This is a genomic window from Micromonospora eburnea, assembly GCF_900090225.1.
Classification (GTDB): Bacteria; Actinomycetota; Actinomycetes; order Mycobacteriales; family Micromonosporaceae; genus Micromonospora; species Micromonospora eburnea.
Genome location: NZ_FMHY01000002.1, coordinates 1,698,957 through 1,722,385, shown reverse-complemented (window position 1 = coordinate 1,722,385; position 23,429 = coordinate 1,698,957). Strand labels below are relative to the sequence as shown.

General features: G+C 74.7%; 21 protein-coding genes, 5 tRNA genes and 1 pseudogene. 12 read left to right on the top strand and 15 right to left on the bottom strand.

Annotation, left to right across the window (positions count from 1 at the left end):
* Positions 1 to 29: 29 nt before the first annotated feature.
* Complete coding sequence (locus GA0070604_RS08140) at positions 30 to 2,378, bottom strand: heavy metal translocating P-type ATPase (RefSeq protein ID WP_091116757.1); 2,349 nt, start codon at positions 2,376 to 2,378, stop codon at positions 30 to 32.
* Positions 2,379 to 2,567: 189 nt separating this feature from the next.
* Here GA0070604_RS08140 and GA0070604_RS08135 point away from each other — a divergent pair, with 189 nt between their 5' ends.
* Entirely contained in the window at positions 2,568 to 3,578 is a 1,011-nt protein-coding gene (locus GA0070604_RS08135) for an Acg family FMN-binding oxidoreductase (protein ID WP_091116754.1), read from the top strand.
* Between the two features lie 91 nt (positions 3,579 to 3,669).
* Entirely contained in the window at positions 3,670 to 5,340 is a 1,671-nt protein-coding gene (locus GA0070604_RS08130; protein WP_208602238.1) for a GAF domain-containing sensor histidine kinase, read from the top strand.
* Positions 5,341 to 5,385: 45 nt separating this feature from the next.
* On the opposite strand, the gene GA0070604_RS08125 is transcribed toward GA0070604_RS08130, so the two are convergent.
* Positions 5,386 to 6,024, bottom strand: a complete 639-nt coding sequence (locus GA0070604_RS08125; RefSeq protein ID WP_091116747.1) for a response regulator — start codon at positions 6,022 to 6,024, stop codon at positions 5,386 to 5,388.
* A 186-nt stretch (positions 6,025 to 6,210) separates the two neighbouring features.
* Between GA0070604_RS08125 and GA0070604_RS08120 the strand changes: the two genes are divergently transcribed.
* Complete coding sequence (locus tag GA0070604_RS08120; RefSeq protein WP_091116743.1) at positions 6,211 to 7,185, top strand: Acg family FMN-binding oxidoreductase; 975 nt, start codon at positions 6,211 to 6,213, stop codon at positions 7,183 to 7,185.
* A gap of 43 nt (positions 7,186 to 7,228) precedes the next feature.
* Here GA0070604_RS08120 and GA0070604_RS08115 read toward each other — a convergent pair.
* Positions 7,229 to 8,235 (bottom strand): annotated as a pseudogene (locus GA0070604_RS08115) (NAD-dependent epimerase/dehydratase family protein).
* Positions 8,236 to 9,100: 865 nt separating this feature from the next.
* Here GA0070604_RS08115 and GA0070604_RS08110 point away from each other — a divergent pair.
* Positions 9,101 to 9,682, top strand: coding sequence for a hypothetical protein (locus GA0070604_RS08110; protein WP_091116739.1), 582 nt, complete (start codon positions 9,101 to 9,103; stop codon positions 9,680 to 9,682).
* 138 nt (positions 9,683 to 9,820) lie between these two features.
* Here GA0070604_RS08110 and GA0070604_RS08105 read toward each other — a convergent pair.
* Together GA0070604_RS08105 and GA0070604_RS08100 are read right to left on the bottom strand one after the other, a co-directional pair.
* Positions 9,821 to 9,895 (bottom strand) — tRNA-Val (locus GA0070604_RS08105).
* A 56-nt stretch (positions 9,896 to 9,951) separates the two neighbouring features.
* Positions 9,952 to 10,024, bottom strand: a tRNA-Gly gene (locus GA0070604_RS08100).
* Between the two features lie 172 nt (positions 10,025 to 10,196).
* Here GA0070604_RS08100 and GA0070604_RS08095 point away from each other — a divergent pair.
* Positions 10,197 to 10,439, top strand: coding sequence for a DUF6458 family protein (locus GA0070604_RS08095; RefSeq protein ID WP_091126968.1), 243 nt, complete (start codon positions 10,197 to 10,199; stop codon positions 10,437 to 10,439).
* A gap of 94 nt (positions 10,440 to 10,533) precedes the next feature.
* On the opposite strand, the gene GA0070604_RS08090 is transcribed toward GA0070604_RS08095, so the two are convergent.
* Positions 10,534 to 11,352 carry an isocitrate lyase/PEP mutase family protein gene (locus GA0070604_RS08090; protein ID WP_091116735.1) on the bottom strand — a complete coding sequence of 273 codons (819 nt, stop codon included), beginning with the start codon at positions 11,350 to 11,352 and terminating at the stop codon, positions 10,534 to 10,536.
* Positions 11,353 to 11,421: 69 nt separating this feature from the next.
* On the opposite strand from GA0070604_RS08090, the gene GA0070604_RS08085 reads away from it, so the two are divergent.
* Positions 11,422 to 12,402 carry an ArsR/SmtB family transcription factor gene (locus GA0070604_RS08085; protein ID WP_208601986.1) on the top strand — a complete coding sequence of 327 codons (981 nt, stop codon included), beginning with the start codon at positions 11,422 to 11,424 and terminating at the stop codon, positions 12,400 to 12,402.
* A 100-nt stretch (positions 12,403 to 12,502) separates the two neighbouring features.
* Here GA0070604_RS08085 and GA0070604_RS08080 read toward each other — a convergent pair.
* From GA0070604_RS08080 to GA0070604_RS08070, 3 genes are all read right to left on the bottom strand, one after another.
* Positions 12,503 to 12,577: transfer RNA gene (locus GA0070604_RS08080), tRNA-Val, on the bottom strand.
* A gap of 13 nt (positions 12,578 to 12,590) precedes the next feature.
* Positions 12,591 to 12,661: transfer RNA gene (locus tag GA0070604_RS08075), tRNA-Cys, on the bottom strand.
* A gap of 37 nt (positions 12,662 to 12,698) precedes the next feature.
* Positions 12,699 to 12,771: transfer RNA gene (locus GA0070604_RS08070), tRNA-Gly, on the bottom strand.
* A 268-nt stretch (positions 12,772 to 13,039) separates the two neighbouring features.
* Between GA0070604_RS08070 and GA0070604_RS08065 the strand changes: the two genes are divergently transcribed.
* Genes GA0070604_RS08065 through GA0070604_RS08055 form a run of 3 tightly spaced genes read left to right on the top strand, consistent with a single transcriptional unit; the run spans position 13,040 to position 15,518 of the window.
* Complete coding sequence (locus GA0070604_RS08065) at positions 13,040 to 13,642, top strand: TetR/AcrR family transcriptional regulator (protein WP_091116731.1); 603 nt, start codon at positions 13,040 to 13,042, stop codon at positions 13,640 to 13,642.
* Positions 13,643 to 13,676: 34 nt separating this feature from the next.
* Positions 13,677 to 14,345 (top strand): class I SAM-dependent methyltransferase, encoded by a 669-nt coding sequence (locus tag GA0070604_RS08060; RefSeq protein ID WP_091116728.1) that lies wholly within the window; start codon positions 13,677 to 13,679, stop codon positions 14,343 to 14,345.
* Positions 14,346 to 14,354: 9 nt separating this feature from the next.
* The gene (locus tag GA0070604_RS08055; RefSeq protein ID WP_091116724.1) at positions 14,355 to 15,518 is read left to right on the top strand and encodes a cytochrome P450; all 1,164 of its coding nucleotides are present in this window, start codon (positions 14,355 to 14,357) and stop codon (positions 15,516 to 15,518) included.
* A 96-nt stretch (positions 15,519 to 15,614) separates the two neighbouring features.
* On the opposite strand, the gene GA0070604_RS08050 is transcribed toward GA0070604_RS08055, so the two are convergent.
* Together GA0070604_RS08050 and GA0070604_RS08045 are read right to left on the bottom strand one after the other, a co-directional pair.
* The gene (locus GA0070604_RS08050; RefSeq protein ID WP_091116720.1) at positions 15,615 to 15,959 is read right to left on the bottom strand and encodes a DUF1330 domain-containing protein; all 345 of its coding nucleotides are present in this window, start codon (positions 15,957 to 15,959) and stop codon (positions 15,615 to 15,617) included.
* A gap of 30 nt (positions 15,960 to 15,989) precedes the next feature.
* Positions 15,990 to 16,355 carry a nuclear transport factor 2 family protein gene (locus GA0070604_RS08045; protein ID WP_091116717.1) on the bottom strand — a complete coding sequence of 122 codons (366 nt, stop codon included), beginning with the start codon at positions 16,353 to 16,355 and terminating at the stop codon, positions 15,990 to 15,992.
* Between the two features lie 143 nt (positions 16,356 to 16,498).
* Between GA0070604_RS08045 and GA0070604_RS08040 the strand changes: the two genes are divergently transcribed.
* The 3 genes from GA0070604_RS08040 to GA0070604_RS32290 all read left to right on the top strand — a co-directional run bounded on the left by GA0070604_RS08040 (position 16,499) and on the right by GA0070604_RS32290 (position 19,128).
* A complete protein-coding gene (locus GA0070604_RS08040) occupies positions 16,499 to 17,302 on the top strand; it encodes a helix-turn-helix transcriptional regulator (protein ID WP_377592838.1) in 804 nt (267 codons plus the stop codon).
* 69 nt (positions 17,303 to 17,371) lie between these two features.
* Complete coding sequence (locus GA0070604_RS08035) at positions 17,372 to 18,307, top strand: ATP-binding cassette domain-containing protein (RefSeq protein ID WP_091116710.1); 936 nt, start codon at positions 17,372 to 17,374, stop codon at positions 18,305 to 18,307.
* Positions 18,304 to 19,128 carry an ABC transporter permease gene (locus tag GA0070604_RS32290; protein WP_091116707.1) on the top strand — a complete coding sequence of 275 codons (825 nt, stop codon included), beginning with the start codon at positions 18,304 to 18,306 and terminating at the stop codon, positions 19,126 to 19,128. Before GA0070604_RS08035 ends, GA0070604_RS32290 begins: the two co-directional genes overlap by 4 nt.
* A gap of 15 nt (positions 19,129 to 19,143) precedes the next feature.
* Here the strand turns inward: GA0070604_RS32290 and GA0070604_RS08025 are convergent, their stop codons facing one another.
* Genes GA0070604_RS08025 through GA0070604_RS08010 form a run of 4 tightly spaced genes read right to left on the bottom strand, consistent with a single transcriptional unit; the run spans position 19,144 to position 23,395 of the window.
* Positions 19,144 to 19,821: a response regulator transcription factor gene (locus tag GA0070604_RS08025; RefSeq protein ID WP_091116704.1), complete on the bottom strand. Its 678-nt coding sequence runs from the start codon at positions 19,819 to 19,821 to the stop codon at positions 19,144 to 19,146.
* Entirely contained in the window at positions 19,818 to 21,467 is a 1,650-nt protein-coding gene (locus tag GA0070604_RS08020; RefSeq protein WP_091126966.1) for a sensor histidine kinase, read from the bottom strand. The genes GA0070604_RS08025 and GA0070604_RS08020 overlap by 4 nt, the downstream gene beginning before the upstream one ends.
* A gap of 54 nt (positions 21,468 to 21,521) precedes the next feature.
* The gene (bioD, locus tag GA0070604_RS08015) at positions 21,522 to 22,250 is read right to left on the bottom strand and encodes a dethiobiotin synthase (protein ID WP_091116698.1); all 729 of its coding nucleotides are present in this window, start codon (positions 22,248 to 22,250) and stop codon (positions 21,522 to 21,524) included.
* Positions 22,247 to 23,395 carry an 8-amino-7-oxononanoate synthase gene (locus GA0070604_RS08010; RefSeq protein WP_091116695.1) on the bottom strand — a complete coding sequence of 383 codons (1,149 nt, stop codon included), beginning with the start codon at positions 23,393 to 23,395 and terminating at the stop codon, positions 22,247 to 22,249. The genes bioD and GA0070604_RS08010 overlap by 4 nt, the downstream gene beginning before the upstream one ends.
* Positions 23,396 to 23,429 lie beyond the last annotated feature (34 nt).

Genomic DNA, 23,429 nt, shown 5'->3' with positions numbered 1-23,429 from the left:
TGACGCTGTGGCCGCGACACACGGGCCGGTCACCGGCCGGAGGATTCCTGTCCCGCCTCCGGGTTGAGCGAGAAGTAGTCCTCCTCCTCCTGCGCCAGGTGCAGCCGCAGCACCGCGTCCAGGCCGTACAGGGCAGCGAGCAGGTCGGGCACCTCATCGCGGCGCAACCGGCCGTCCGGGTGCTGCGCCAGGTGCCCACCGATCCGGTCCACCAGCCGGGCGATCTCCACGTGCGCCCGGCTCATCGTCGAGGTCGCCTCAACGCTGCCCAACGGGTCGGCCAGCGCCGGGTACAGGTGCCGTTCCTCGGCCGCCTCGTGCGGCAGCACCTCGTCAACCAGCCGGCGGTGCGCCTCCCGCAGCGCCGGCACGCACTCCGGGTCGTCCGGACGGGTCGCCACCAGGTCGGCGGTGTCGCGCAGCCGGTTCAGCACCTCACGGACGACGTCGTGCTCGCCCGCGTACCGGTCGATGAGCTCCCGGGTCCGCGGCGGGACGTCCCGGTGGCGCAGGCCGCCCCGCAGGGCACGCAGCGCGTTCACGATCACCAGCACGTCGATGCCCTCCTGGAGGAACGCGCCGGCGACCGGGGGCAGTTTTCCCACGGCGGCGGCCACCATCGCGACCACGGCCAGCCCCATCCCGACGGTGGCGCTCTGCACCGCGATACGGCGGGCGTACCGGGCGATCTCGACGGCGTCGGCGAGCCGGTCCAGCCGGTCCACGGTGAGCACCGCGTCGGCCACGTCAGCGGAGGCGGTCGCCCCGGTGGCCCCCATCGCCACCCCGACGTGCGCCTGGGCCAGCGCCGGCGCGTCGTTGACCCCGTCGCCGACCATCACGGTCACCGCCCGACCCGACTCCTCCTGCACCCGGGCGACCTTCTGCTGCGGCGAGCACTGGGCCCACACGTCGTCCACGCCGACCGTCTGCGCGACCTGCCGGGCCGTACGCGGCCGGTCGCCGGTGACCATGACCAGGCGATCCAGCCCGCTCTCGCGGAGCCGCCGCACGGTACGCCGGGCGTCGGGGCGTACCGGGTCCTCCAGCAGGATCGCGCCGAGCGGGCCACGGTCGTCGCTGACCCAGACGGTGGAGCGGCCGGCCAGTTCGGCGCGCTCGCGTACCCGGTGCGCCCACTCGGGGGGCTCGCCGTCGAGCTGGCCCACCCGCACCAGCCGGCCGTCCACCCGGCCGGTGACCCCGCGCCCCGGCTCCTCCGTGACGTCCGCCGGCTCGCTCAGGGGCAGCCCCTGCGCGCGGGCCTGGCGGACCAGGGCGGCGGCCAGCACGTGCGGGGAGAGCTGCTCGACGGAGGCGGCCAGCCGCAGCACCTCGTCCCGGTCGCCACCGGGCGCGACCACCGTCTGGGCGGCGCGCGGCCGGCCGGCGGTGAGCGTGCCGGTCTTGTCCATCAGCAGGGTACGGGCGCGGCCGAGCAGCTCCAGCGACCCGCCGTCGCGGACCAGCACCCCGCGCCGGGCCACCCGGGACAGCCCGGAGACGATGGCGATCGGGGTGGCCAGCAGCAGCGGGCAGGGGGTGGCCACCACCAGCACCGCCACCGCCCGCAGGAACTCGCCGGAGACCGCCCAGGCCACCCCGGCCACCAGCAGGGTGAACGGCACGAACGCGGCGGCGTACCGGTCGGCCAGCCGCACCATCGGGGCCTTGCGCGCGGTCGCCTCCTCGGCGAGCCGGACGATCCCGGCGTACGTGCTCTCCGCCGCGCTCTTGCGGGCCCGCATGCCGAAGCCCGCGCCGGCGTTGACCACCCCGCTGGCCACCTGCTCGCCCGCGCCGCGGGTCACCAGCTGCGACTCGCCGGTGACCACCGACTCGTCCAGCGTCGCGGGCTCCTCGACGGTCCCGTCCACCGGCACCACGTCGCCGGGACCGACCACCAGCCGGTCCCCCACCGCCACCTGGTCCAGCGGCACCACCTCGATGCCACCGTCCGGGGCGCGCCGCCGGGCCTGCCGGGGAGCGCGTTCCAGCAGCGCCCGCAGGTCCCGGCTGGCGCGGCGCTGCGCGTAGTCCTCCAGCCCCTGCCCGGTGGCGACCATCACGGCGATCACCGCGCCGGCCAGGTACTCCCGGACCAGCAGCGCGCCGACCAGCGCCAGCACGGCGATCACGTCCACCCCGAACTGCCGGCGCCACAGCTGCCGCACGGTGGTCCAGCCGGCCGGCAGCAGCGCCACCAGGGTCACCGCCGCCCAGACCAGGTCGGCCGCGCCGCGCTGCCCGGCGAGCCACAACCCGGCGCCGACCAGCACCGCCAGGGTGAGCAGGGTGATCGGCGCCCACTCCCGCCAGTCCAGCCGGCGCTGCCGCACCGGCCGCTCGGGTACGCACTCGCGCGGTTCCGCATCCACGTGCGGATCGTCTCAGCGGGGCGCGTTGCCGGGCAGGGCATCCCGGGTAATCCGCACGGGTCCAACGGCCCGAACACGGCAGGCCCGGCGCACCGGGTGACCGGACGCCGCGTGGCAGAGGATGGGGAGGCACCGCCACCCGGACACGGCCGGGTGCGGCACGATGGGGAAAACGGAAAGGTCGTGACGATGAGCCACGAGACGCCGGCTACCGGCCGCCCGCTGACCACCGCGCTCGCGGAGGCCGCCGCGACGTCCGGTCGTGCCCCCTCGGTGCACAACACCCAGCCGTGGCGCTGGAAGGTCCTCCCCGACGCGCTGGAGCTGCGGATGGCGCGGGACCTGCGGATCAGCGCCACCGACCCGGAGGGCCGGCTGGTGACGCTGAGCTGCGGCGCGGCGCTGCACCACGCGTGCGTGGCGCTGGCCGCCCAGGGCTGGACGGCGGTCGTGGAGCGGATGCCCGACCCGGGCCAGCCGGAACTCCTCGCCCGGCTCACCGGGTTCCGGCACACCGGGGCGGACCCGGACGCGATGCGCCTCGTGCAGTGCATGCAGGTCCGGCACACCGACCGCCGCCCGGTGAGCGACGAGCCACTGCCCGGCGCGGCCCTCGACGAGATCGTCGCGGCGGCCCACGCGGACGACGTACGGCTCCAGATCCTCGACCCGGACCAGGTGATGGATCTGGCCGCCGCGGCCTCGCAGGCCGGCACGGTCGCGGCCGAGGACCCGCAGACCCGCGAGGAACTGGAGTACTGGACCAGCCGGGCCGGCACCGGCACCGGGCTGCCACCCGAGGTGCTGCCCGAGCAGGCCCCGCAGACCACCGTGCCGGGCCGGGACTTCGGCCGTCCCGGCACCCTGCCGGTCGGCCCCGGGCACGACCAGGCCGCCCGCTACGGGATCCTCTGGGGCACCGAGGACGAGCCGGACAACTGGCTGCGGGCCGGAGAGGGGCTCTCGTCCGCCTGGCTGACCGCCACCCGGCTCGGGGTCTCCGTGGTGCCGCTCAGCGGCGTGGTCGAGCTGGAAGGCACCCGGCTGACCGTGCGCCGACTGCTGGCCGGGCTCGGCTACCCGTACCTGACGCTGCGGTTGGGGCTACAGGACCCGGCACACGCCGGGCCCCCGCACACCCCGCGCCTGGCCACCGAGGAGATCGTCGACACCTCCGCGGCGCACGGCGGGGACCGGTAGCGACTCGTCTCCGGCCGCCACCGGGCGATAGCATCGGTCGGTGGCCAGCGCACCGAATCCCCGGCACGAGCACGTCACCCCGTCCCTGGGGCTGACCCCGCTGTCCCGGGTGCGGCTCGACGAGCTGCTCCAGGAGATGCTGGACCGGGTCGGTGAGGTGGTCACCAGCCGGGAGCGGCTACGCGCCCTGCTCGACGCGGTGGTGGGCATCGGCTCCGACCTCGACCTGCGCAGCACGCTACAGCGGATCGTGCAGTCGGCGTGCGAGCTGGTCGGGGCGAAGTACGGCGCGCTCGGCGTGATCGGGGCCGACCGGATGCTGCACGACTTCGTCATCCACGGCATCGGCGAGGAACTGCACGCGAAAATCGGTGAGCTGCCGCACGGCCGGGGAGTGCTCGGCCTGCTCATCGACGATCCGCGGCCGCTGCGCATGCCGGACATCACCCGGCACCCCAAGTCGTACGGCTTCCCGCCGCACCACCCCCCGATGCACAGCTTCCTCGGCGTGCCCGTCCGCATCCGCGACCACGTCTTCGGCAACCTCTACCTCGCCGAAAAGCAGGGCGCGGCCGAGTTCACCGAGGACGACGAGGAGATCGTGGTGGCGCTGGCCGCCGCGGCCGGCGTGGCGATCGAGAACGCCCGCCTCTACGCGCTGGCGCACCGGCGGGAACGCTGGCTGGCCGCCACCGCCGAGATCACCTCGGTGCTGCTCGGCGAGGTCCGGCGGACCGACGCGCTGACCCTGGTGGCCCGGCGGGCCCGGGAGGTCGCCGAGGCGGAGCTGGCGCTGGTGCTGCTCTACGACGAGGACGAGGGCCAGTTCACCGTCGAGGTGGTCGACGGCGCCGACGAGACCGCGGCAGCGCTGGTCGGCGCGGTGCTGCCGGCCGCCGAGACCACCTTCGGCGGTTCGGTCACCGAGGGCCGACACGAGTCGCTGGACAACCTCGCCGAGGCCGCGTCCTGGCCCCGCCCGGTGGTCGCCGGCCCGGCCGTGGTCTCCCCCCTGGCCGCGGGCGACACCCTGCACGGTGTCCTGGTGATCGCCCACCGACCCGACCGCGCGCCCAGCGGCGAGGACGACGCCGCGCTGCTCAACAGCTTCGCCGGCCAGGCCGCGCTGGCCATGGAGCGGGCCCGGGGCCAGGAGGAGCGGGAGCTGCTGGTGGTCCTGGAGGACCGCGAGCGGATCGCCCGCGACCTGCACGACGTGGTGATCCAGCGGCTCTTCGCCACCGGCCTGCAGTTGCAGAGCGGGGCGATGAACGCGCGCCCCGAGGTGGCCAAGCGGATCAACCAGGCCGTCGACGACCTGGACGCCACCATCCGGGACATCCGGCGGACCATCTTCGAGCTGCGCACACCGATGAGCGCCGCGCTGCGTACCGAGATCCGCGAGGCGATCGAGGTGGCCGCCGAGTCGTTGGGCTACCGGCCCCGCCTGGACCTGGTCGGCCCGATCGACAGCGCCGTCCCGAACGAGCTGCGTCCCGAGCTCACCGCCGTGCTGCGCGAGGCGCTGTCCAACGCCGTACGCCACGCGCAGGCCGACCGGGTGTCGGTGACGGTACAGGTCGACGCCGGCTGGGTGACGGTGACGGTCACCGACGACGGGGTCGGCTGCGACCCGGAGGCGGCCCGCAGCGGCCTGGTGAACCTGCGCGAGCGGGCCGAACGCCTCGGTGGTGACTTCCAGTTGAGCCGGGTGGCCCCGCACGGCACCGAGGTGCGCTGGAGCGTCCCGCTGCGCGACTGACCGGCCGGGCCGGGCACGGCAGCCCGGCCCGTGGCCGGCGACGCCTCAGTGCCGCTGGCCGAGCAGCCGGGTGGCCAGCACCGCCGCCTGCGTACGACGCTCCAGGCCGAGCTTGGCCAGCACACTGGAGACGTAGTTCTTCACGGTCTTCTCGGCGAGGAACATCTTGCCGGCGATCTCCCGGTTGGTGAGCCCCTCGGCCACGTACTCCAGGATCCGCCGCTCCTGCTCGGTGAGCGACTTCAGCTCACGCGGCTGCTCGACGCCGCTGCGGATCCGCTCCAGCACCCGGGTGGTGATCGCCGGATCGAGCAGGGACTGCCCGGCCGCCACCCGGCGGACCGCGTCGACCAGGTCGGTGCCCCGGATCTGCTTGAGCACGTACCCGGCGGCACCGGCCATGATCGCGGCGAAGAGCGCCTCGTCGTCCTCGTACGAGGTGAGGATCAGGCCCTTGATCGAGGAGTCCAGGGCCCGGATGTCCCGGCACACGTCGATGCCGTTGCCGTCGGGCAGCCGGGCGTCGAGGATCGCCACGTCGGGGCGGAGCGCCGGAATGCGGCGGGCCGCCTCCTGGGCGGAGCCGGACTCACCGACCACCTCGATGTCGCCGCTGCTGGTGAGCAGGTCGGCAAGGCCACGACGGACGACCTCGTGGTCGTCGAGCAGGAACACCCGGATCATCCGTCCTTTCTACCCCGGCGCCCCACGATCGTGCACGGGCCGAAGGTCCCGACCGCGCCGCCGCGGCGGGTAGACGGTCCCCACAAGATGAGGACCTTGGGCCCTGCTCGGGTAACCCCTGGTTGACGCACCGTAGAGGGGAGCCGACCAGGAGGCGGCACGGCCTGCCACGGAAGGAGCAGCACCATGACCACCGGCTTCACCGTCGAGCAGCTTACGGCCGCCGCCGCAGACGCCGTCCGGGCACCGTCCCTGCACAACACCCAGCCGTGGCGGTTCCGGCTGCGCGACGGCGGGATCGAGGTGTCCGTCGACCCGCTGCGCGGGCTGGCCGCCACCGACCCGAGCGGCTGGGGCGCCCGGATCGCCTGCGGGGCGGCCCTGTTCAACCTGCGGCTGGCGCTCGCCGTGGCGGGCACCCCGGCCCGGGTCCGGCTCCGGCCGTACCCCGCCGACCCGAACGTGGTGGCCCGGCTGGAACCGGACGTGCCGCGCCGCCCCACCCCCACCGAGCAGAGCCTGTACGCGGCGATCGGCCGCCGGTTCAGCAACCGCGCCCCGTTCTGGCCCGACCCGGTCCCCGCCGACGCCCGGTGGCGGCTCGTCGAGGCCGCCCGGGCCGAGGAGTGCTGGCTGGAGCTGCTGATCGGCACCGGCGCGGTCAACGCGTTCGCCGAGATCGCCCGCAGCGCCCACCGGGTCCTCGAACGCGACCCCGCGTACGTCGCCGAGCGGACCGCCTGGATCCGCTCCGAGCCCTGCCCCGACGGCGTGCCGACCGCCGCCGGCGGCCCGCCGAGCGAGCCGCAGGACCTGCTGCCGCAGCGCGGCTTCGGGGGGCGTAACCGGGGGCCGGGGCGGGACTTCGAACCGGAGCCGCTGGTCGCGGTGCTGGGGTCGGCCGGGAACACGGCCGCCGACCAGATCATCGCTGGTCAGGCCCTGCAACGGGTGCTGCTGACCGCCACCGACGCCGGGCTGGCCGTGTCGATGATCTCCCAGCCGATCGAGGTGTCCGGGGCGCGGGAGGCGCTGCGGCTGTCCCTGGGCCGGTTCGGCACCCCGCAGATGGGAATGCGGATCGGATACGGCCAGCCGGGCAGCACCACCCCGCGCCGCCCGGTCGAGGAGGTGCTCGACGTGCCGGTCGCGCCGGCCTGAGCCCACGCCGCCCACACGCCGCCCGCGCCCCGGTCCGAGACGGTCAGGCCGGCCGGGCGACACCGGCCAGCAGGTCCGCCTCGCGTTCCGGGTCGAGCCCCAGCGGGGCCCGGGCCGGCCGGCCGGCGCGGGGCGGCACCTGACCCACCTCGCCCAGCCAGCACCAGGTGTCGGCGACCGTCTCGGCCGCCGGCCGGCAGACCAGCCCCGACGCGTACGCCCGCTCGACGTCGAGGTCCTGCATCCAGCGGAACTCGTGCCCCGGCGGGATCCAGATCGGCAGGTCGTTCCAGGGCACGACCCCCGCGGCCAGGATCGGTCCCGGATCCGTCCAGCGCAGCGCCGCGTCCGCGCCGGTGACCGCGACTGCCGCGTCGAGCAGCTCACCCATCGTCGTGTGCCCGGTGCGCCCCACCACGTTGTACGCCCCGCCAGCGCCCTCGGCACACCGGTCCAGCAGCCAGCTCGCCAGGTCCCGTGCGTCGATGTACTGCACCGGAAGGTCCCGCGGCCCCGGGGCCAGCACCTCGCCGCCCCGGGCGATCCGCCGCAACCACCACGGCAGCCGCCCGATGTCCTCGCCCGGCCCGAGGATCAGCCCGGCGCGGGCCAGCAGCGCCCGCTCGCCGAAGACCTCCACCGCCGCCCGCTCCCCGCCCGCCTTGAGCTGTGGATAGTCGCCGTCCACCGCGTCGGCCGACGCCTCGACGACCGGCGCGTCCTCGGCCGAGCCCGGCTCCACGGGCTGGGCGTAGACCGAGCAGCTGGAGACGTAGCCGTAGTGCCCCACCGAACCGGCCAGGGCCCGCGCCGCGTTCCGCACCGCCCGGGGCGCGCCGTCCCAGGTGTCCACCACCACGTCCCACGCACCGCCGGAGAGCGCCGCCAGCCCGTCCGGCGCCGTCCTGTCCCCCGCAACTGGCGTACGCCCGCCGGCGCGTCGCCGTGCAGCCCCCGGTTGAACACCGTCACCGACCAGTCACGGCGTACCGCCTCGGACACCACGGCCCCACCGACGAACCCCGTCCCACCCAGCACCAGCAGTCTCATACGCCCCACCCTGCCCGTTACCGCCCTCACCGACGAGCCACGTTCACGTTGAGCGGATCTGCCGAGGGCAGAAGCCCCCTGTCCCCCGCCGCACCCACCCCGCCCTTGATCGACTCCGTGCACGGCATACGGCGATCTCGACGGGGCCGGACGCCGCCCCCTTCCGAGCCTGCCTGCCTCGCGATCCGGCCTTGATCGACTCCGTGTGCGGCATGTGGTGGTCTCAGCGGGGCCGGTGACCACCGTTTGCGGCACATGGAGTGGGTCGCCTTGGGTCCGGTCGTGGCTGGAGCTCTTCGCGGTCCGGCCCGCCCGGGCCTCGACGGGGCCTTGGTCGACCTCCTGTGCGGGTATGTGGCGGTGCCGGCGGGTGCCGGATGTCGGGCTTCTGAGCCCGTCCGCCTCCACTAGGTCTTGATCGACTCCGTGTGCGGCATGTGGTGGTCTCGGCGGGGCCGGTGACCACCGTTTGCGGCACATGGAGTGGATCACGGAGTTCCGCGTCCACCCGGCGCCACGTTTTGTGCTGGATGTCCGGTTCGGGAGTGGGCGGCGGCATCCTGCGGCCGGAATGGCCGACGGGCGGGGGTCGTTGTACAGGGCTGCACGACCGAGGAGCCCCCCAAACCCCGGGGGTGATGGCCGCCCGCGTCGGCGGGTGGGCCGATCCCGGGAATGACGCCGGGTGGTCGGTCGTTGTACATGGTCCCGGCGCCGCGAAGAGGCGATCCCCCTCGCCCCGTGAGCGTTCCGGTCGAAGACTTTCCCCCTTCTCTTTTGAGCGCCTGACGGTGCTTGCGCACACGGAAATTGCCGTCTCCCCTCTTGTCGGCGGGTGTGCGCCAACCCCCGAATGGAGCTTGTCATGAACACGATGCTGCGTAAGAGCGTTCTTGGTGTTGCTGGTCTGGCTTTCACCGGTGGTGTGTTCGCTGGTCCGATCGCGGCTCACGCCGCTGAGCCGGTGCACGCCAACCCGGCCGTCGTACAGGCCGACAAGCCGGACAGCGGCAAGCTGATCCCGCACGGTGTGCAGGGCGCGCAGTCGAGGATCGGTCTGAACGACGAGCAGACCGGCAACGTGAAGGCGATCATCGCGGCGACGAAGAAGGCCGGGATGCCGGAGCGGGCCGCGGTGGTGTCGATCGCCACGAGCCTGCAGGAGTCGAAGCTGGAGAACCTGGGCCACCTCGGCGACAAGAACGATCATGACTCGCTGGGTCTGTTCCAGCAGCGCCCGAGCTCGGGTTGGGGTTCGCCGGAGCAGATCACCGATCCGGAGTACTCGACGACGGCGTTCCTGAAGGGTCTGAAGCAGGTTGACGGGTGGCAGGACATGCCGCTGACCAAGGCCGCCCAGACGGTGCAGGTGTCGGCGTACCCGGATGCCTACGCCCAGTGGGAGCAGCAGGCCGCCGACCTGGTCGCCCAGCACTGGAACAGCTGACAACCACAGAACACGAACCACATGAACATCGCTGGCCGGCACCCCGCAACCCGGGGTGCCGGCCAGCGGCGTTCCTGCAGATCTTGGACCGGACGTCCGGACCGCTCGCGCCACGCGTCGGTGCGGGGTACGTATTTCTGGTGGGCGATACTGGGTTTGAACCAGTGACCTCTTCCGTGTCAAGGAAGCGCGCTCCCACTGCGCCAATCGCCCGAGCGCCCGCCGGGTCGGAACACCGGCGGCGGTCGGCCCCCGAGGGGCAGATCGCGAGCGGACGACGGGATTCGAACCCGCGACCCTCACCTTGGCAAGGTGATGCGCTACCAGCTGCGCTACGTCCGCGTGCCGCCGGCCTTCGTCGGCGACGGGTAGAACTGTACCCGATGACAAGATCGCCGTGCGGGTGCCCCCACCCGCGGGTGCCGCTCGGACCGACCACGGCGTGATTGCGCTGGTCGCCGTCGGGGTACTGACTCCCACCGACAGCACAACCCGTCCCCCGAAGGAGGCTGTCGTGGGAATCGGAACCAGCATCTTCCTGATCGCGGTCGGCGCGATCCTCACCTTCGCGCTGGACGCCGACATCGGCGGGGTCAGCCTGGACGTCGTCGGCTGGATCCTGATGGCGGCCGGCGTGCTCGGCCTGATCATGACCGCGCTGATCTGGGGCCGCCGCCGCCGGGAGGTGGTCACCACGGCCGAGCCGGTGGAGTACCGGCGGGTCGAGGAGCCTCGAGACGTGGCGCCGCCGCTGTGACACGCGGGCACCCGTGGTCGGCGGAGCTGACCGGTCGCGGGCAGGACGGGCCCGGGGGTGCCGGCCGTGGCCGGCACCCCGTACGGGTGGCGGGTCAGCCGCGCATCAGCTCGTTGAGCGTGCCGTAGTCGAGGGTGTCGGCCAGGGCGGCGTACGTCCCGGCGGCGAACGCCTCCACGGCGGCCCGGTGGGCCACCGCGTAGGCGGCCTCGGCGACGGAGGAGCCGAGGCTGACCCGGGCCACCCCGATCTTCGCCAGCTCGGCCACGGCCGGGGCGCCCGGACCGGCCAGGACGTTCAGCGGCGCCGGGATCGCCTCGACCAGCGCGGCCAGCGTGCCGGGGTCGACCACTCCGGGCACGAACACCCCGTCGGCGCCGGCCGCCAGGTACGCCCGGGCCCGCGCCACCGTCTCCGCGACGCCCCCGACGCCACGCAGGAACGTGTCGACGCGCGCGTTGACGAACAGCGGGATCCCGGCCCGGTCCGCGGCGGAACGGACGGCTGCCAGGCGGTCGCACTGATCGTCGACCTCCCGCAGCGGGGTCGCCCCGTCATGCCGGGCGTCCTCGACGTTGACGCCGACGGCACCGGCCGCGACCACCGCCGCGACGCTCTCGGCGACCTCGTCGGCGGTGCCGCCGTACCCGGACTCGATGTCGGCGGTGACCGGTAGCGGAACCGCCGCGACGACCCGGCGCACCAGGTCGACGGCGGTGTCGCGGCCGAGGGCGTCGCCGTCCGGCACACCGAGGCTCCAGGCCACGCCGGCGCTGGTGGTGGCGACCGCGCGGGCGCCGGCGGCGGCGACGATCCGGGCGCTCGCGGCGTCCCAGGCGTTGACCAGGACCAGCGGTTCGCCGGGGACGTGCAGGGAACGGAAGCGCAGGGCAAGACTGTGGTGATCGTTCACCCGGCCAGTCTGGGTCCACGCCGGCGATCGTCGTAATGTTTCAGTCCCGGCTGAAACGAGGGAGGCGGTGTGGTCGCGATCGGCCTGTCGGCGGGTGCCGTGGCACGGGTCCGGTTCGCGTTGTCCTGCCTCTGGGAGACGGTCGCCAGCGTGCGGGTGCTCCGCGACGCCGGCCAGCACGCGGTCCACCTGCCCTGGGTGAACCGGGTCCGGCCACGCCTGGCCGAGGCGAACCTGGTCGGCCCGGACCACGGCCTGCTCTGGCACCTCGTCCCGCCGGCGCCCGGGTACCTGGCGGACTTCCTCACCCCGCCGCCCGCCGGGCTGGCCCCCGACCTGGGGCAGGAGCTCGCCGCCCTGCGCGCCACCCCACCCGGGACCGTCCGCGCCCACCTGGACCTCTATCCCGACCCTCGACCACCGGCCCTGTCCGCTCTCTACGCCGACCCCGAGGACGGGCTGCGCCGGCTCACCGAGGAGATCGAGGCGTACTGGCGGCTGGCCCTCGCCGGCGACTGGCCCCGGATCCGGGCCCTGCTCGACGCGGAGGTGTTCCGGCGGGCCCGCCGGCTGGCCGAGGACGGCGCGGCCGGACTCCTCAACGACCTGCACGAGCGGGTCCGCTGGGAGGGCGACGCCCTGCTGATCAGCCAGCGGCACTGCACGGCTCCGGATGTGCCCGACGGCAGCGGGCTGGTGCTGGTGCCGTCGGTATTCGTCTGGCCGTCCGTGCTCAGCATCGCCGCCGGGGACGTGCCGCAGCTGGCGTACCCCGCCCGGGGGCTCGGCGCGCTGTGGGCCTGCCCACCGGCCGCGCCGGACGCGCTGGGCGCCGTACTCGGTCGAGGGCGGGCGCGGCTACTCGCGGCGCTGGACGCGCCCCGGTCGACCACCGAGCTGGCCCGGCGGACGGGCCTCTCCCCGGCCGGCGTCTCGCAGCATCTCACCGCGCTGCGCGCGGCCGGCCTGGTGGTGACACACCGGAACGGCCGGTCGCTGATGAGCAGCCGGACGGCGGTCGCGGAGGCCTTGTTGACCGCGTCGGGGTGAGCGGTGGCCGACGGGCCCGGGAGAAACCGCCGAGACGCGCCTCGGAGAAACAGGAAGGCTCGCCACCGGTGTCCGGTGACGAGCCTTCTGCTCATCGAGCTGGTGGGCGATACTGGGTTTGAACCAGTGACCTCTTCCGTGTCAAGGAAGCGCGCTCCCACTGCGCCAATCGCCCTCGTCTACTGCCGAGGTGGAGACGGGATTTGAACCCGTGTACACGGCTTTGCAGGCCGTTGCCTCGCCTCTCGGCCACTCCACCGAGGTTGCCCCCGACATGCGTGGCGGCGGCATCTCCGAGCGGACGACGGGATTCGAACCCGCGACCCTCACCTTGGCAAGGTGATGCGCTACCAGCTGCGCTACGTCCGCGTGTCCCCGGTGTTTCCCGGTGACGGATGAGAACTTTAGCCGAGGCCGGGAACGGTTGCCAAATCGGGGTGTCGTTTCGGGCGCGTCCGGGAGATGCCGTCCGACTTCGCGTAGAGCTTCCTAGGAGCCTGGGTGGGATCTTCCGAGCCCGGCGGGGGCGGGCGTACCGACACGCCAAACGAGAAGTGTCCGGCTTGCGACCGACACCCGCCCGACCTGCCGCCCCGGTAACTCCCCGTGGTCACATCGATGGGTTACGGTAACGGACGTGACGAGACGCGCCGCCGAAATCCGCCTGGATGCCCTGCTTCGCACGGCCTGTGACGTGATCGCGGAACGCGGACTCGCCAACACCCGCACCGTCGACGTGGCGGAGGCCGCCGGGGTCAGCCAAGCCCTGGTCTTCTACCACTTCGCCACCAAGGACCGACTGCTCGCGCAGGCGTTCGAGTACGCCGTCGAACAGGACCTGACCCGGCTCGACACGGTGGTCCGCTCCTCCGCCCCGCCACTGGCGAAGCTGCGCCGGATGCTGCGCCTCTACGCCCCGACCGGCCGGTCGACCTCGTGGTCCATGTGGATCGACGGCTGGGCGGAGTCGCTGCGTACCCCCGAGCTGGAAAAGCTCTCCCGCCGGCTGGACCTGCGGTGGCGGCAGGACCTCGCCAAGGTGATCTCCGACGGGGTGGCCGACGGCACGTTCGACTGCCCGGACCCGGCGGGCGCGGCGTGGCGGATCAGCGCGGTGATGGACGGCCTGGCGGTGCAGCTCGCGGTGCACGAGCGGGTGATCACCCGGCGGCAGATCGCCGAGTGGATCCGCCTCGTCGCCGCCCGGGAGCTGGGGCTGGAACCGGCCCAGCTCGACTGATCCCGGCCCCGGGGCGTACGACAGAATCACCCCCGTGTCCGACCTGTCCGCGGCCTTCGTCCGGCTGCACGCCCGACTCGCCCCGGTCGCCTTCGTCCCCGAGGTGCGGCTGCACCAGGCCGACGAGCCGATCGGCCTCTGGGAGCTGACCGAGGGTCAGTTCCGCAGCGCCCAACCACCGCCGTTCTGGGCCTTCGCCTGGGCCGGTGGGCAGGCGCTCGCCCGCTACGTCACCGACCACCCCGAGCTGGTCACCGGACGGCGGGTGCTCGACCTCGCCTCCGGCTCCGGCCTGGTCGCCATCGCCGCCGCCCGCGCCGGTGCCACCGCCGTCCGGGCCGTCGAGGTGGACGAGCGCGCGGTCGCGGCCGTCGCGCTCAACGCCGAGGCCAACGGGGTACGCGTCGACGCCGAACTCGGCGACATCCTCGACGGCGACGCCGGGGACGCCGAGGTGGTGCTGGCCGGCGACGTGTTCTACAGCGAGGCGATGGCCCGCCGGATGCTGCGTTTCCTGCTCCGGGCCGCCCGGTCCGGGGCCCGGGTGCTGGTCGGCGACCCGGGCCGGGCGTTCCTGCCCCGCGAGCGGTTCCACGAGCTGGCCGGGTACGACGTGCCGGTGCCGGAGGCGCTGGAGAGCGTACGGGTGAAGCACACCACCGTGTGGGAGCTGGACCCGGCTCCGCCGGGAGCCGCCCGCTAGCGTGACGCCGTGCTGTTCCGGGGCTGGGAGGAGTCCGTCGACGGCCGGTGGCCCGACGCGGCGACCGTGGTCGACCACGTCGGCGTGCCGCATCTGGTGGTGACCCGGCACGCGCTGGTCCGGCGGCTGCTCACCGATCCGGCGACGTTCCGGCCGGACAACGCCCTCGACGCGGTGACCCCGATCCCGGTGACCGCCCTGCGGATCCTCGCCGGTCACCGGTTCCGGCTGCCGCCGACGCTGGCCAACAACTCGGCCGCCAGCCATCCCGAGATCCGCGGCATCGTCGCCGACGCGCTGCACCCCGACCGGGTGGCCGCGCAGCAGCCCTGGCTGGCGGACCTGGTCCGGCGACGGGTGGCCCGGCTCGCCGCCGCCCTCGACGCCGGCACACCGGTCGACCTGTACGCCGAACTCGCCGCCGACCTGCCGCTGCTGGTGCTGGCCCGGCTGGTCGAGCTGCCGGACGCCCCGGTCGGCGCGGTCAAGGACTTCGCCCGCGCCGCCCTGGAGCTGTTCTGGGCGCCGCTCGACGAGGATCGGCAGCTCGCCCTCGCCACCGAGGTCGGCCGGTTCCACACCGTGCTGCGTACGTTCGCCGAGACCGGCGGCGGGCTGGCCGCCCGGCTGCGCGACGCCGGGCACTCCGCCGACGTGGTCGTCGGCGCGCTGTTCTTCCTGCTGGTCGCCGGCCAGGAGACCACCTCGCAGTTCCTCACCCTGCTGCTGCACCGGCTGGCCGGCGAACCGGCGGTGCGGGCCGGGCTCCGCTCCGGCGAGATCCGGGTCGCCGACGTGGTCGAGGAGGGGCTACGGCTGGAACCGCCGATCGTCACCTGGCGGCGGGTGGCGGCGGTGGACACCACGCTGGGCGGCACCGCCGTCCCGGCCGGCACCAGCATCGTGGCCTGGTTGGCCCGGGCCGGCCGGGATCCGGAGGTGGTCGCCGCCCCCGCCGAGTTCCGGCCCGGGCAGCGCGGCTCCCGGCGGCACCTGGCCTTCGGCGCCGGACCGCACCGGTGCGTGGGCGCGCAACTGGCCCGGATGGAGGCGGCCGTGGTGGTCGCCGAGGCGACGCCGCTGCTCGACGGGGTGACCGTGGTCCGACCGCCGTGGTGCCCGGACAACCTCACCTTCCGGATGCCGGACGCGTTCGTGATCCGCCGGGCCTGACCCCCACCAGGACCCCGCGCGCCCGGAGGGGGCCGGTGGCCCGGCACCGCAGACGAACCGCCCCAGGAACGCCAGCATGAGCGGCGTTCGCCCTCGTCACAGGTTGGCGGCTCGGCGGACGTCGGCCGCCATCCGGGACGAGTCGTGGTCCGGCTCCACCCCGTCGACAATGATGAGCTCGCCGGCCAGGTGCCGCGTACGCAGGGGCTTGATCTCCTGATAGCTCGCCGAGGCGTACCACGAGCGGGCGCTGTCCAGGTCCGGGAACTCGATGATCACGACATCACCCGGCCACTCGCCTTCGAGCACGTCCACGGTCCCGCCGTGGACGATGAACCGCCCCTCGTACGGAGCCAGGGTGGCCTCGATGCGCTCCATGTACTCCAGCACCTCGGCGTGGACGGGTGCCCGGCGCAGATGGGCCAGTGCGTACGCGCTCATTGCCGCTCCTCTCGTTTCCTCTCGTTGGGGTCAGGCCGCCGGGACCCGGTCCAGGAAACCGAAGACCTGGCGCAGCCGCCCGTCGCCGTCCGTGACCGCGACGTCGAAGCCGGCAACCGGCGCCGCACCCTCGGCCGGCCCGAGCTCCCAGCTGAAACGGACCTGGTCGTGGTGCCCGTCGACCGGCCCGACCAGCCGGAATCGCATCCCGGGAAACTGGCCCTGGACCGCGCCGACCAGCTGGTCGATCGCCTCCCTGCCCTCGGCCACGCCGAGCGGGTCGACGTACCGGGCGTCCGCGGCCCACAGCTCGTCGATGGCCCGGCGGCGCTGCCCCGGGTCGGTCTCGTTCCAGATCGCGATGTACCGGCCGGCCAGCTCCTTGAACTCCGACATGGTTCCTCCCCATCTCGTGCACGGCGCCGGTCGTGGCGCCCTCGGGATGAGATCGTTCCGGCTCGGGCGGCGGCGCGTCGATTACCTCAGGGGTAATGGCCGGTGGACGAGGCGCCCCGTTAGGGTCTGGTGTCGTGACCACGGTGGCGGTGCCCAGCCGGCCGGTAGGCGAACTCCTGCGCGACTGGCGTCGACGCCGGCGACTCAGCCAGCTCGGCCTGTCGGTCGACACCGGAATCTCGACCCGGCATCTGAGCTTCGTGGAGACCGGCCGGTCCCGCCCGAGCCCCGAGCTGATCCTTCGGCTGGCGGAGCACCTGGACGTCCCGCTCGCCGAGCGCAACACGCTGCTGCTCGCCGGCGGCTACGCGCCCGCGTACTCCCGGCACGACCTGGACGATCCGGAGCTGGCCCCGGTCCGCGACGCGGCCCGGCAGATCCTGCACGGGCACGGCCCCTTCCCCGCGCTGCTCGTCGACCAGCACTGGCACCTGGTGGAGGCCAACGCCGCCGTCGGCCTGCTCACCGCCGGGTGCGCCGCCCACCTGCTGGCGGAACCGATCAACGTCCTGCGACTCAGCCTGCATCCCGACGGCATGGCACCCCGCATCCGCAACCTGGCCCAGTGGCGGGCCCATCTGCTGCACCGGCTGCGCGAGCAGGTCGCGGCCACCGACGACGACGCGCTCCACGACCTGTACGAGGAACTGCGCGCATATCCCGGCGGGGAGGAGAACCCCGCGGCGGTGGCCGCCGCCGGCTCGGTGGTCGTCCCCCTGCGCTATCGGTACGGCGGCCGGGACCTGGCTTTCCTGAGCACCACCACGGTCTTCGGCACTCCACTCGACGTCACGGTGACCGGACTCGCCATCGAGGCGTTCTACCCCGCCGACCGAACGACCGGCGACGCGCTGCGGGACCTGACCGAAGATCCGCCGCGGACCTGACGAAAGTCAGGGCGGGCCGACGCCGATCGGCAGCGGCGCGACCACCCACGCGCTGCCTAGCGTCGAGGCATGATCACACTACGTGGGTTGACGAAGCGGTTCGGGACGGCGACCGCGGTCGACGACCTGACCGTCGACATCGGGCCGGGGCAGGTGACCGGCTTCCTCGGCCCCAACGGCGCGGGCAAGTCCACCACCATGCGGATGGTGCTCGGGCTGGACCGGCCCACCGCCGGACAGGCCCTGGTCAACGGCCGGGCGTACCGGGCACTGCGGCACCCGCTGCACGAGGTCGGCGCGCTGCTGGACGCCACCGGCATCCACCCGACCCGCTCCGGCCGGTCCCACCTGCGGGCGATGGCCCGCAGCAGCGGCATCCCCGACCGGCGGGTGGCCGAGGTGCTCGACCTGGTCGGGCTGGACGGACGCGCGGCCGACAAGCCCGGACGGACGCTGTCGCTGGGCATGGGGCAGCGGCTCGGCATCGCCGGAGCGCTGCTCGGCGACCCGCCGGTGCTGCTCCTCGACGAGCCGGTCAACGGCCTCGACCCGGACGGCGTGCGCTGGATCCGCCGGTTCACCCGGACCCTCGCCGACGAGGGACGGACCGTCCTGCTCTCCAGCCACCTGATGAGCGAGATGCAGCAGACCGCCGACCGGGTCATCGTGCTCGGCCGGGGACGGCTGATCGCCGACGCGCCGCTGGCCGAGCTGATCACCGCCGGCCCGGCCGCGTCGGTTCGGGTACGCGGCCCCGAGCCGGCCGGTCTCGCGGCGTTGGGCGCCCGGCTGACCGCCGAGGGCGCGACCGTCGCCGCGTACGACGCGGACGGGCTGACCGTCACCGGCGCCTCCGCCGCTCGGGTCGGTGACCTGGTGTACGAGCTGGGGGTGCGGGTGCACGAGCTGGCCCCGGTGGCCGCCTCGCTGGAGGAGGCGTTCCTGGAACTCACCGCCGACAGCGTCGAGTACGCCGCCGGCCCGACCGGAAGCGAGGCCCGATGACCGCCCTGCCCACCGTCCCGCCGACCACCCGGCCGGCGTCCCGGCCCGCCCCGGCGACCGGCCCGTTCACCGGGGCCGTCGCCGCCGAGTGGACCAAGCTGTGGTCGGTCCGGTCCACCTGGTGGACGGTGTTGGCGGCGGCGCTGACCATGGCGGCCACCACCGCCCAGCTCGCCATCTACGCCGTCAACGCCAACACCGACGACGACCCCGCGGTCGGCCCCGGGATCGTCGGGGTCGGCGAGATCGTGACCGGCTCGCTGGAACTCACCCAGTACGTCGTCCTCGCCCTCGGTCTCTTCGCGATCACCAGCGAGTACGCCACCGGCACCATCCGCACCACGTTGCGCTGCACCCCGTCCCGCTCTCGGGTGCTGCTGGCCAAGGCGGTCGTGGTGGGCGTCGTGACGTTCCTGGTCGGGCTGCTGCTCGGCGGCATCGGCGCGGCGGTCGCCCGGCCGGTGCTGGGCGAGTGGGGCAGGGCCCCGCTGGGCGGGACGGTGCGCGACGTGGTCGCCTCGGCCGCGTACCTGGCGCTGGTCGGGGTGCTGGCGCTGGGCCTGGCGGCGGCGCTGCGCGGTGCGGTGCTCACCCTCACCGTGCTCTTCGCCCTGCTGATGATCGTGCCGTTGTCGCTACAGGAACCGGGGATCACCGTGCTCACCCGGATCGCCGACGCGTTCCCCGGAGTGGCCGGCAACCACTTCCTCGGCGGGGACCGCGACCCGTACCCGGCGGTGGTGGGGTTGCTGCTGCTCGCCGGCTGGGCGGCCGCCGCGCTGGCCGTCGGCCGGTGGGCGCTGGCCCGCCGCGACGCGTGAGCGGGGCGGGGCTGGTCAGCCGGTCGGCGGGACCAGCCCCGCCTCGTACGCGAGGATCGCCGCCTGCACCCGGTTGCGCACGTCCAACCGGGTGAAAATGCTGGTCAGGTAGCTCTTCACGGTGCCCTCGACGAGGTGCAACCGGCGGCCGATCTCGGCGTTGGACAGTCCCGCCCCGACCAGGGCCAGCACCTCCCGCTCCCGGTCGGTCAGCCCGGCCAGCCGGTCCCGGGCGTACGGGGTGCGGGCCATCCGCCCGCCGCTCAGCTCGATCACCCGGCGGGCCACCCGGGGTGACAGGTAAGCCCCGCCATCGGCGACCGCACGGATCCCGGTGAGCAGTTCCCGGGGATCGCCCGACTTGAGCAGGAAGCCACTGACCCCGTGGCCGAGCGCCCGGGCGATCAGGTCGTCCTCGCCGAAGGTGGTGAGCATGACCGTGGCAGTCTCCGGAACCAGCCGGCGGATCTCCCCCGCCGCGCCGAGCCCGTCCCACCTGGGCATCCGGATGTCCAACAGCGCCACCCGGGGTCGGTGGGCGCGGACCAGTTCGACGGCGGCCCGCCCGTCCCCGGCCTCGCCGACCACCTCGATCCCCGGGTCGGCGGCCAGGATCGCCCGTACCCCGGCGCGGACCATCGCCTCGTCGTCAGCGAGCACCACCCGCAGGGGGCCCTCGTGGTCGGCGGTCACGACGCGATCCGCTCCTTGCTGGCCAGCCGGCCGTCGGAGAAGCAGAGCCGCCAGGTCGGCTCCGCGAAGGGGAAGTTGCCGTCGGTGTAGTACTCGCAGCCCGACGGGGTGTCCGCGGTCGGCGGGTCCGCCTGCCGTTCGGGCAGCCCCAGGCTGTCCCGGGTGTCGCCGAGGCGCAGCCGCTCGTACCCGGTCCGGTCGAGCACCGCGCCCGCGGTGGCCAGCGGGTAGTAGACCAGGGCGAGCACCAGGCCGAGGACGGCGGGGGCGCCGAACGCCACCAGCAGGCTGCGCCGGGCCCGCCGTCGGGCGTCCCGCAGCCGCCGCGCCGCCGCGCCGGTCCGGTCCTCCGATGCCCGGTCGGGCCGGCCGGTGTCCGGTCCCCCGTCGTCGGCCTCCCCGACCGGTCCCCCGGGCCCGCCGGGCCGGACGGCGTTCGTCGCGTCGCTTCGCACCACGCCACTGGCCGTCGCCGGCTCCGCCACACCGCCCGGAACGCCCCGACCGTCGTCGCCGGCCAGCGGCAGGCGCGCGGAGAGCGCGAAGCCGCCGGCCCTGGGGCCCGCGTCGAGCACGCCGCCGGCGAGGCGGACCCGCTCACGCAGGGCGAGCAGCCCGGAGCCGTGCGAGGCCGGTCCCGGCAGTGGGCCGGCCGGGGCGGGACCGTTCACCACGCTGACCGCCACCGCGCCGTCGGCGCGGTCGACGGTGACGGTCACCGGGGCGTCGGGGGCGTACCGGGCGGCGTTGGTCAGCGCCTCCCGGACCACCCGGTGCACCGTGTGCGCGGTGAGCCGAGGCAGCTCGACCTCGGCCGATCCGTCCCGCAGCTCGACCGCCATCCCGGCGTCCCGAGCCCCGCAGACCAGCTCCGCCACCGTCTCGTCCGCCGGTCGCAGGGAACCGGAGCGCTCCTCGCGGAGCACGCCGATGATCTCGTGCAGCCGGTCGGTGGCGGCGGCCACGCTGGCCCGCAGCTCGCCGGCCGCCGCCCGGTGGGCGAGGGGCAGGTCGGCGGCCAGTTCCAGCGCGGCGGCGCGCAACGCGATCAGGCTCAGGTCGTGGCCCAGCGAGTCGTGCATCTCCTGGGCGATCCGGGCCCGTTCGCGTAGTCGCACCCGGTCCACCGCCGCCCGCCGCTCCCGCTCCTCCGTCTCGGCGTGCCGCCGCCCGGCCTCGGCGAGCGCTCGCTGCTGCCGGCGGAGCCGACCGAGCAGCCAGGGGAACACCCCGGCGAAGAGCAGCACCGAGGCGAGCAGGAACCAGGTCGCCGGGCCGGTGCCGAGCAGCCCGAGGTTGAGCGCGGTCCCGGCGACCGCGATCACGCCGAAGAGCACCGCCACCCGGCCGGCGCCGGCGCTGCGCCGGCCGGCGAGATAGCTGAACACCGGGATGGCGAAGACGAAGTTGCCGTCGACCAGCGAGCCGAACACCACCGCCACCAGCGCCGCGAGCGGCAGCCGGCGGCCGACCGCCACCGCGAGGGCGAGCAGCGCCAGCGACCCGAGCAGCAGCGGCACCGCGTACCGGGGATAGGGCGGGGTGACCCCCGCGTACGCCACCGGCGCGGACAACGCGCCCCACAGCAGCAGGTCGCCGAGCCATCGCCGGCCCCTCGGCGGGCCGGCCGGGTCGTCGGATTCCACGGCGGCCACGCTACCGACGACCGGCCGGGCCGGGCACCGACGAAAGTCAGGTGTTCAGCTCGCGTCCTCGGCCCAGGCCCGCCAGTCGTCGAGCACCCCGTAGAGGGCGGGGGTGAGCCAGCCCGGCGCGGAGCGGCGGAACACCCCCGGGTCCATCGCACCCGCGCCCATCGGCACCGCGCCGAGCAGGTTGGGCGCCAGGTCGGTCAGGTTGGCCCAGTGCACCAGCTCCGGCTCGGCCGGCCAGGCGCCGATCACCACGCCGGCCGGGATCGCCCGGCGCTCCAGCGCCTCCAGGGTGAGCGCGGTGTGGTTGAGCGTGCCGAGCCCGGCGCGGGCCACCACCACGGCCGGCGCCCCCAGCGACACCGCCAGGTCGGCCACCGTCCAGGGCTCGCCCGACGGCCGCAGCCCCATCGGTACGAGCAGCCCGCCGGCCCCCTCGACGAGCACCAGGTCGTGCTTGTCGGCCTCCTCGCGGATCGCGTCGACGGCGGTGTACAGCTCCAGCGGCGGCAGCTCCGCGACCCGGGCCGCGGCGAGCGGGGCGAGCGGGTCCGGGTAGGCCGCCAGGGTACGGCCGGTCAGCGGGGCGGCCAGCCGGGTGACCGAGTCGACGTCGCCCGGCTCGCCGGTGGCCGTACCCGTCTGGCCGGGCTTGATCACCGCGACCCGCAGCCCGGCGGCCTGCGCGGCGGCGGTGATCGCCGCGGTCACGACGGTCTTGCCCACCTCGGTGTCCGTGCCCGTCACCAGCACCGGCCCGGTCCAGCCAGTAGTCATGAGCCCTCCCTCGGGGCACAGTCCACGATGACGTCCAGGGCCCGGACGAAGTCCGCCCGGGTCACCCCGGCGTTGATGGTCAACCGGAGCCGGGAACGGCTGTCCGGGGTGGACGGCGGTCGGAAGCAGCCCACCGCGACGCCCCGCTCCCGGCACCCGGCCGCCCACGCGGTCGCCGCCTCCGGGCCGGGCGCGGTGACCGACACCACCGCCGCGTCGGGGGCGGAGACGTCCAGCCCGGCCACGCCCAGCCGGCGGACCGCCAGCGTGGCCCGTTCGGCGAGCTCGGCGCGTAACCCGTCGCCGGACCGGGCCACCCGGACCGCCGCCAGCACGCCGGCGGCCACCGCCGGCGGCAGCGCCGTGTCGAAGATGAACGTACGGCCGGTCTCCACCAGGTGGCGGACGAACTCCGCCGGCCCGGCCACCACCCCGCCGGCCCCGCCGAGCGCCTTGGAGAGGGTGGCGGTCACCACCACGTCCGGCTCGCCGGCCAGGCCCGCCTCGGCCACCCCGCCCGCCCCGGCCGGGCCGGTGACGCCGAGCGCGTGCGCGTCGTCGACCAGCAGCAGCGCGCCGTACCGACGGGCCACGGCATGCAACTCGGCCAGCGGGGCGAGGTCGCCGTCGACGGAGAAGACCGACTCGGTGACCACCACCGCGGGCCGGCCCGGGGCGGCGGCGAGCGCGTCGGCCACCGCGTCCACGTCGGCGTGCGGGGTCACCACGGTCTCCGCGCCGGAGATCCGGCAGCCGTCGATCAGCGAGGCGTGGTTGTGGGCGTCGGAGACGAGCAGCGTACGCGGCCGCACCAGGCCCCGGACGGCGGCGAGATTGGCCAGGTAGCCGGAGGAGAAGACCAACGCCCGGTCGGTGCCGAGCCACTGCGCGAGGGCGTCCTCCAGCGCGTGGTGCGCGTCGGTCGAGCCGCGCACCAGCCGCGACCCGGTGGCGCCCAGCCCGTACGCGGACAGCGCCGCCGTCGCCGCGGCGGTGACCTCCGGGTGCGCGGCCAGGCCGAGGTAGTCGTTGCCGGCCAGGTCGACCACGGCGTCGCCGGAGGCGCGCGGGCGCAGCGTACGGGTGAGTCCCGCTCTGGCCCGCAGCTCGGCGCGGCGGTCCAGGGCCGCCAGCCAGTCCGCCACTGTCACACTCCCGCCGTCGACCACCTCGCGGGGC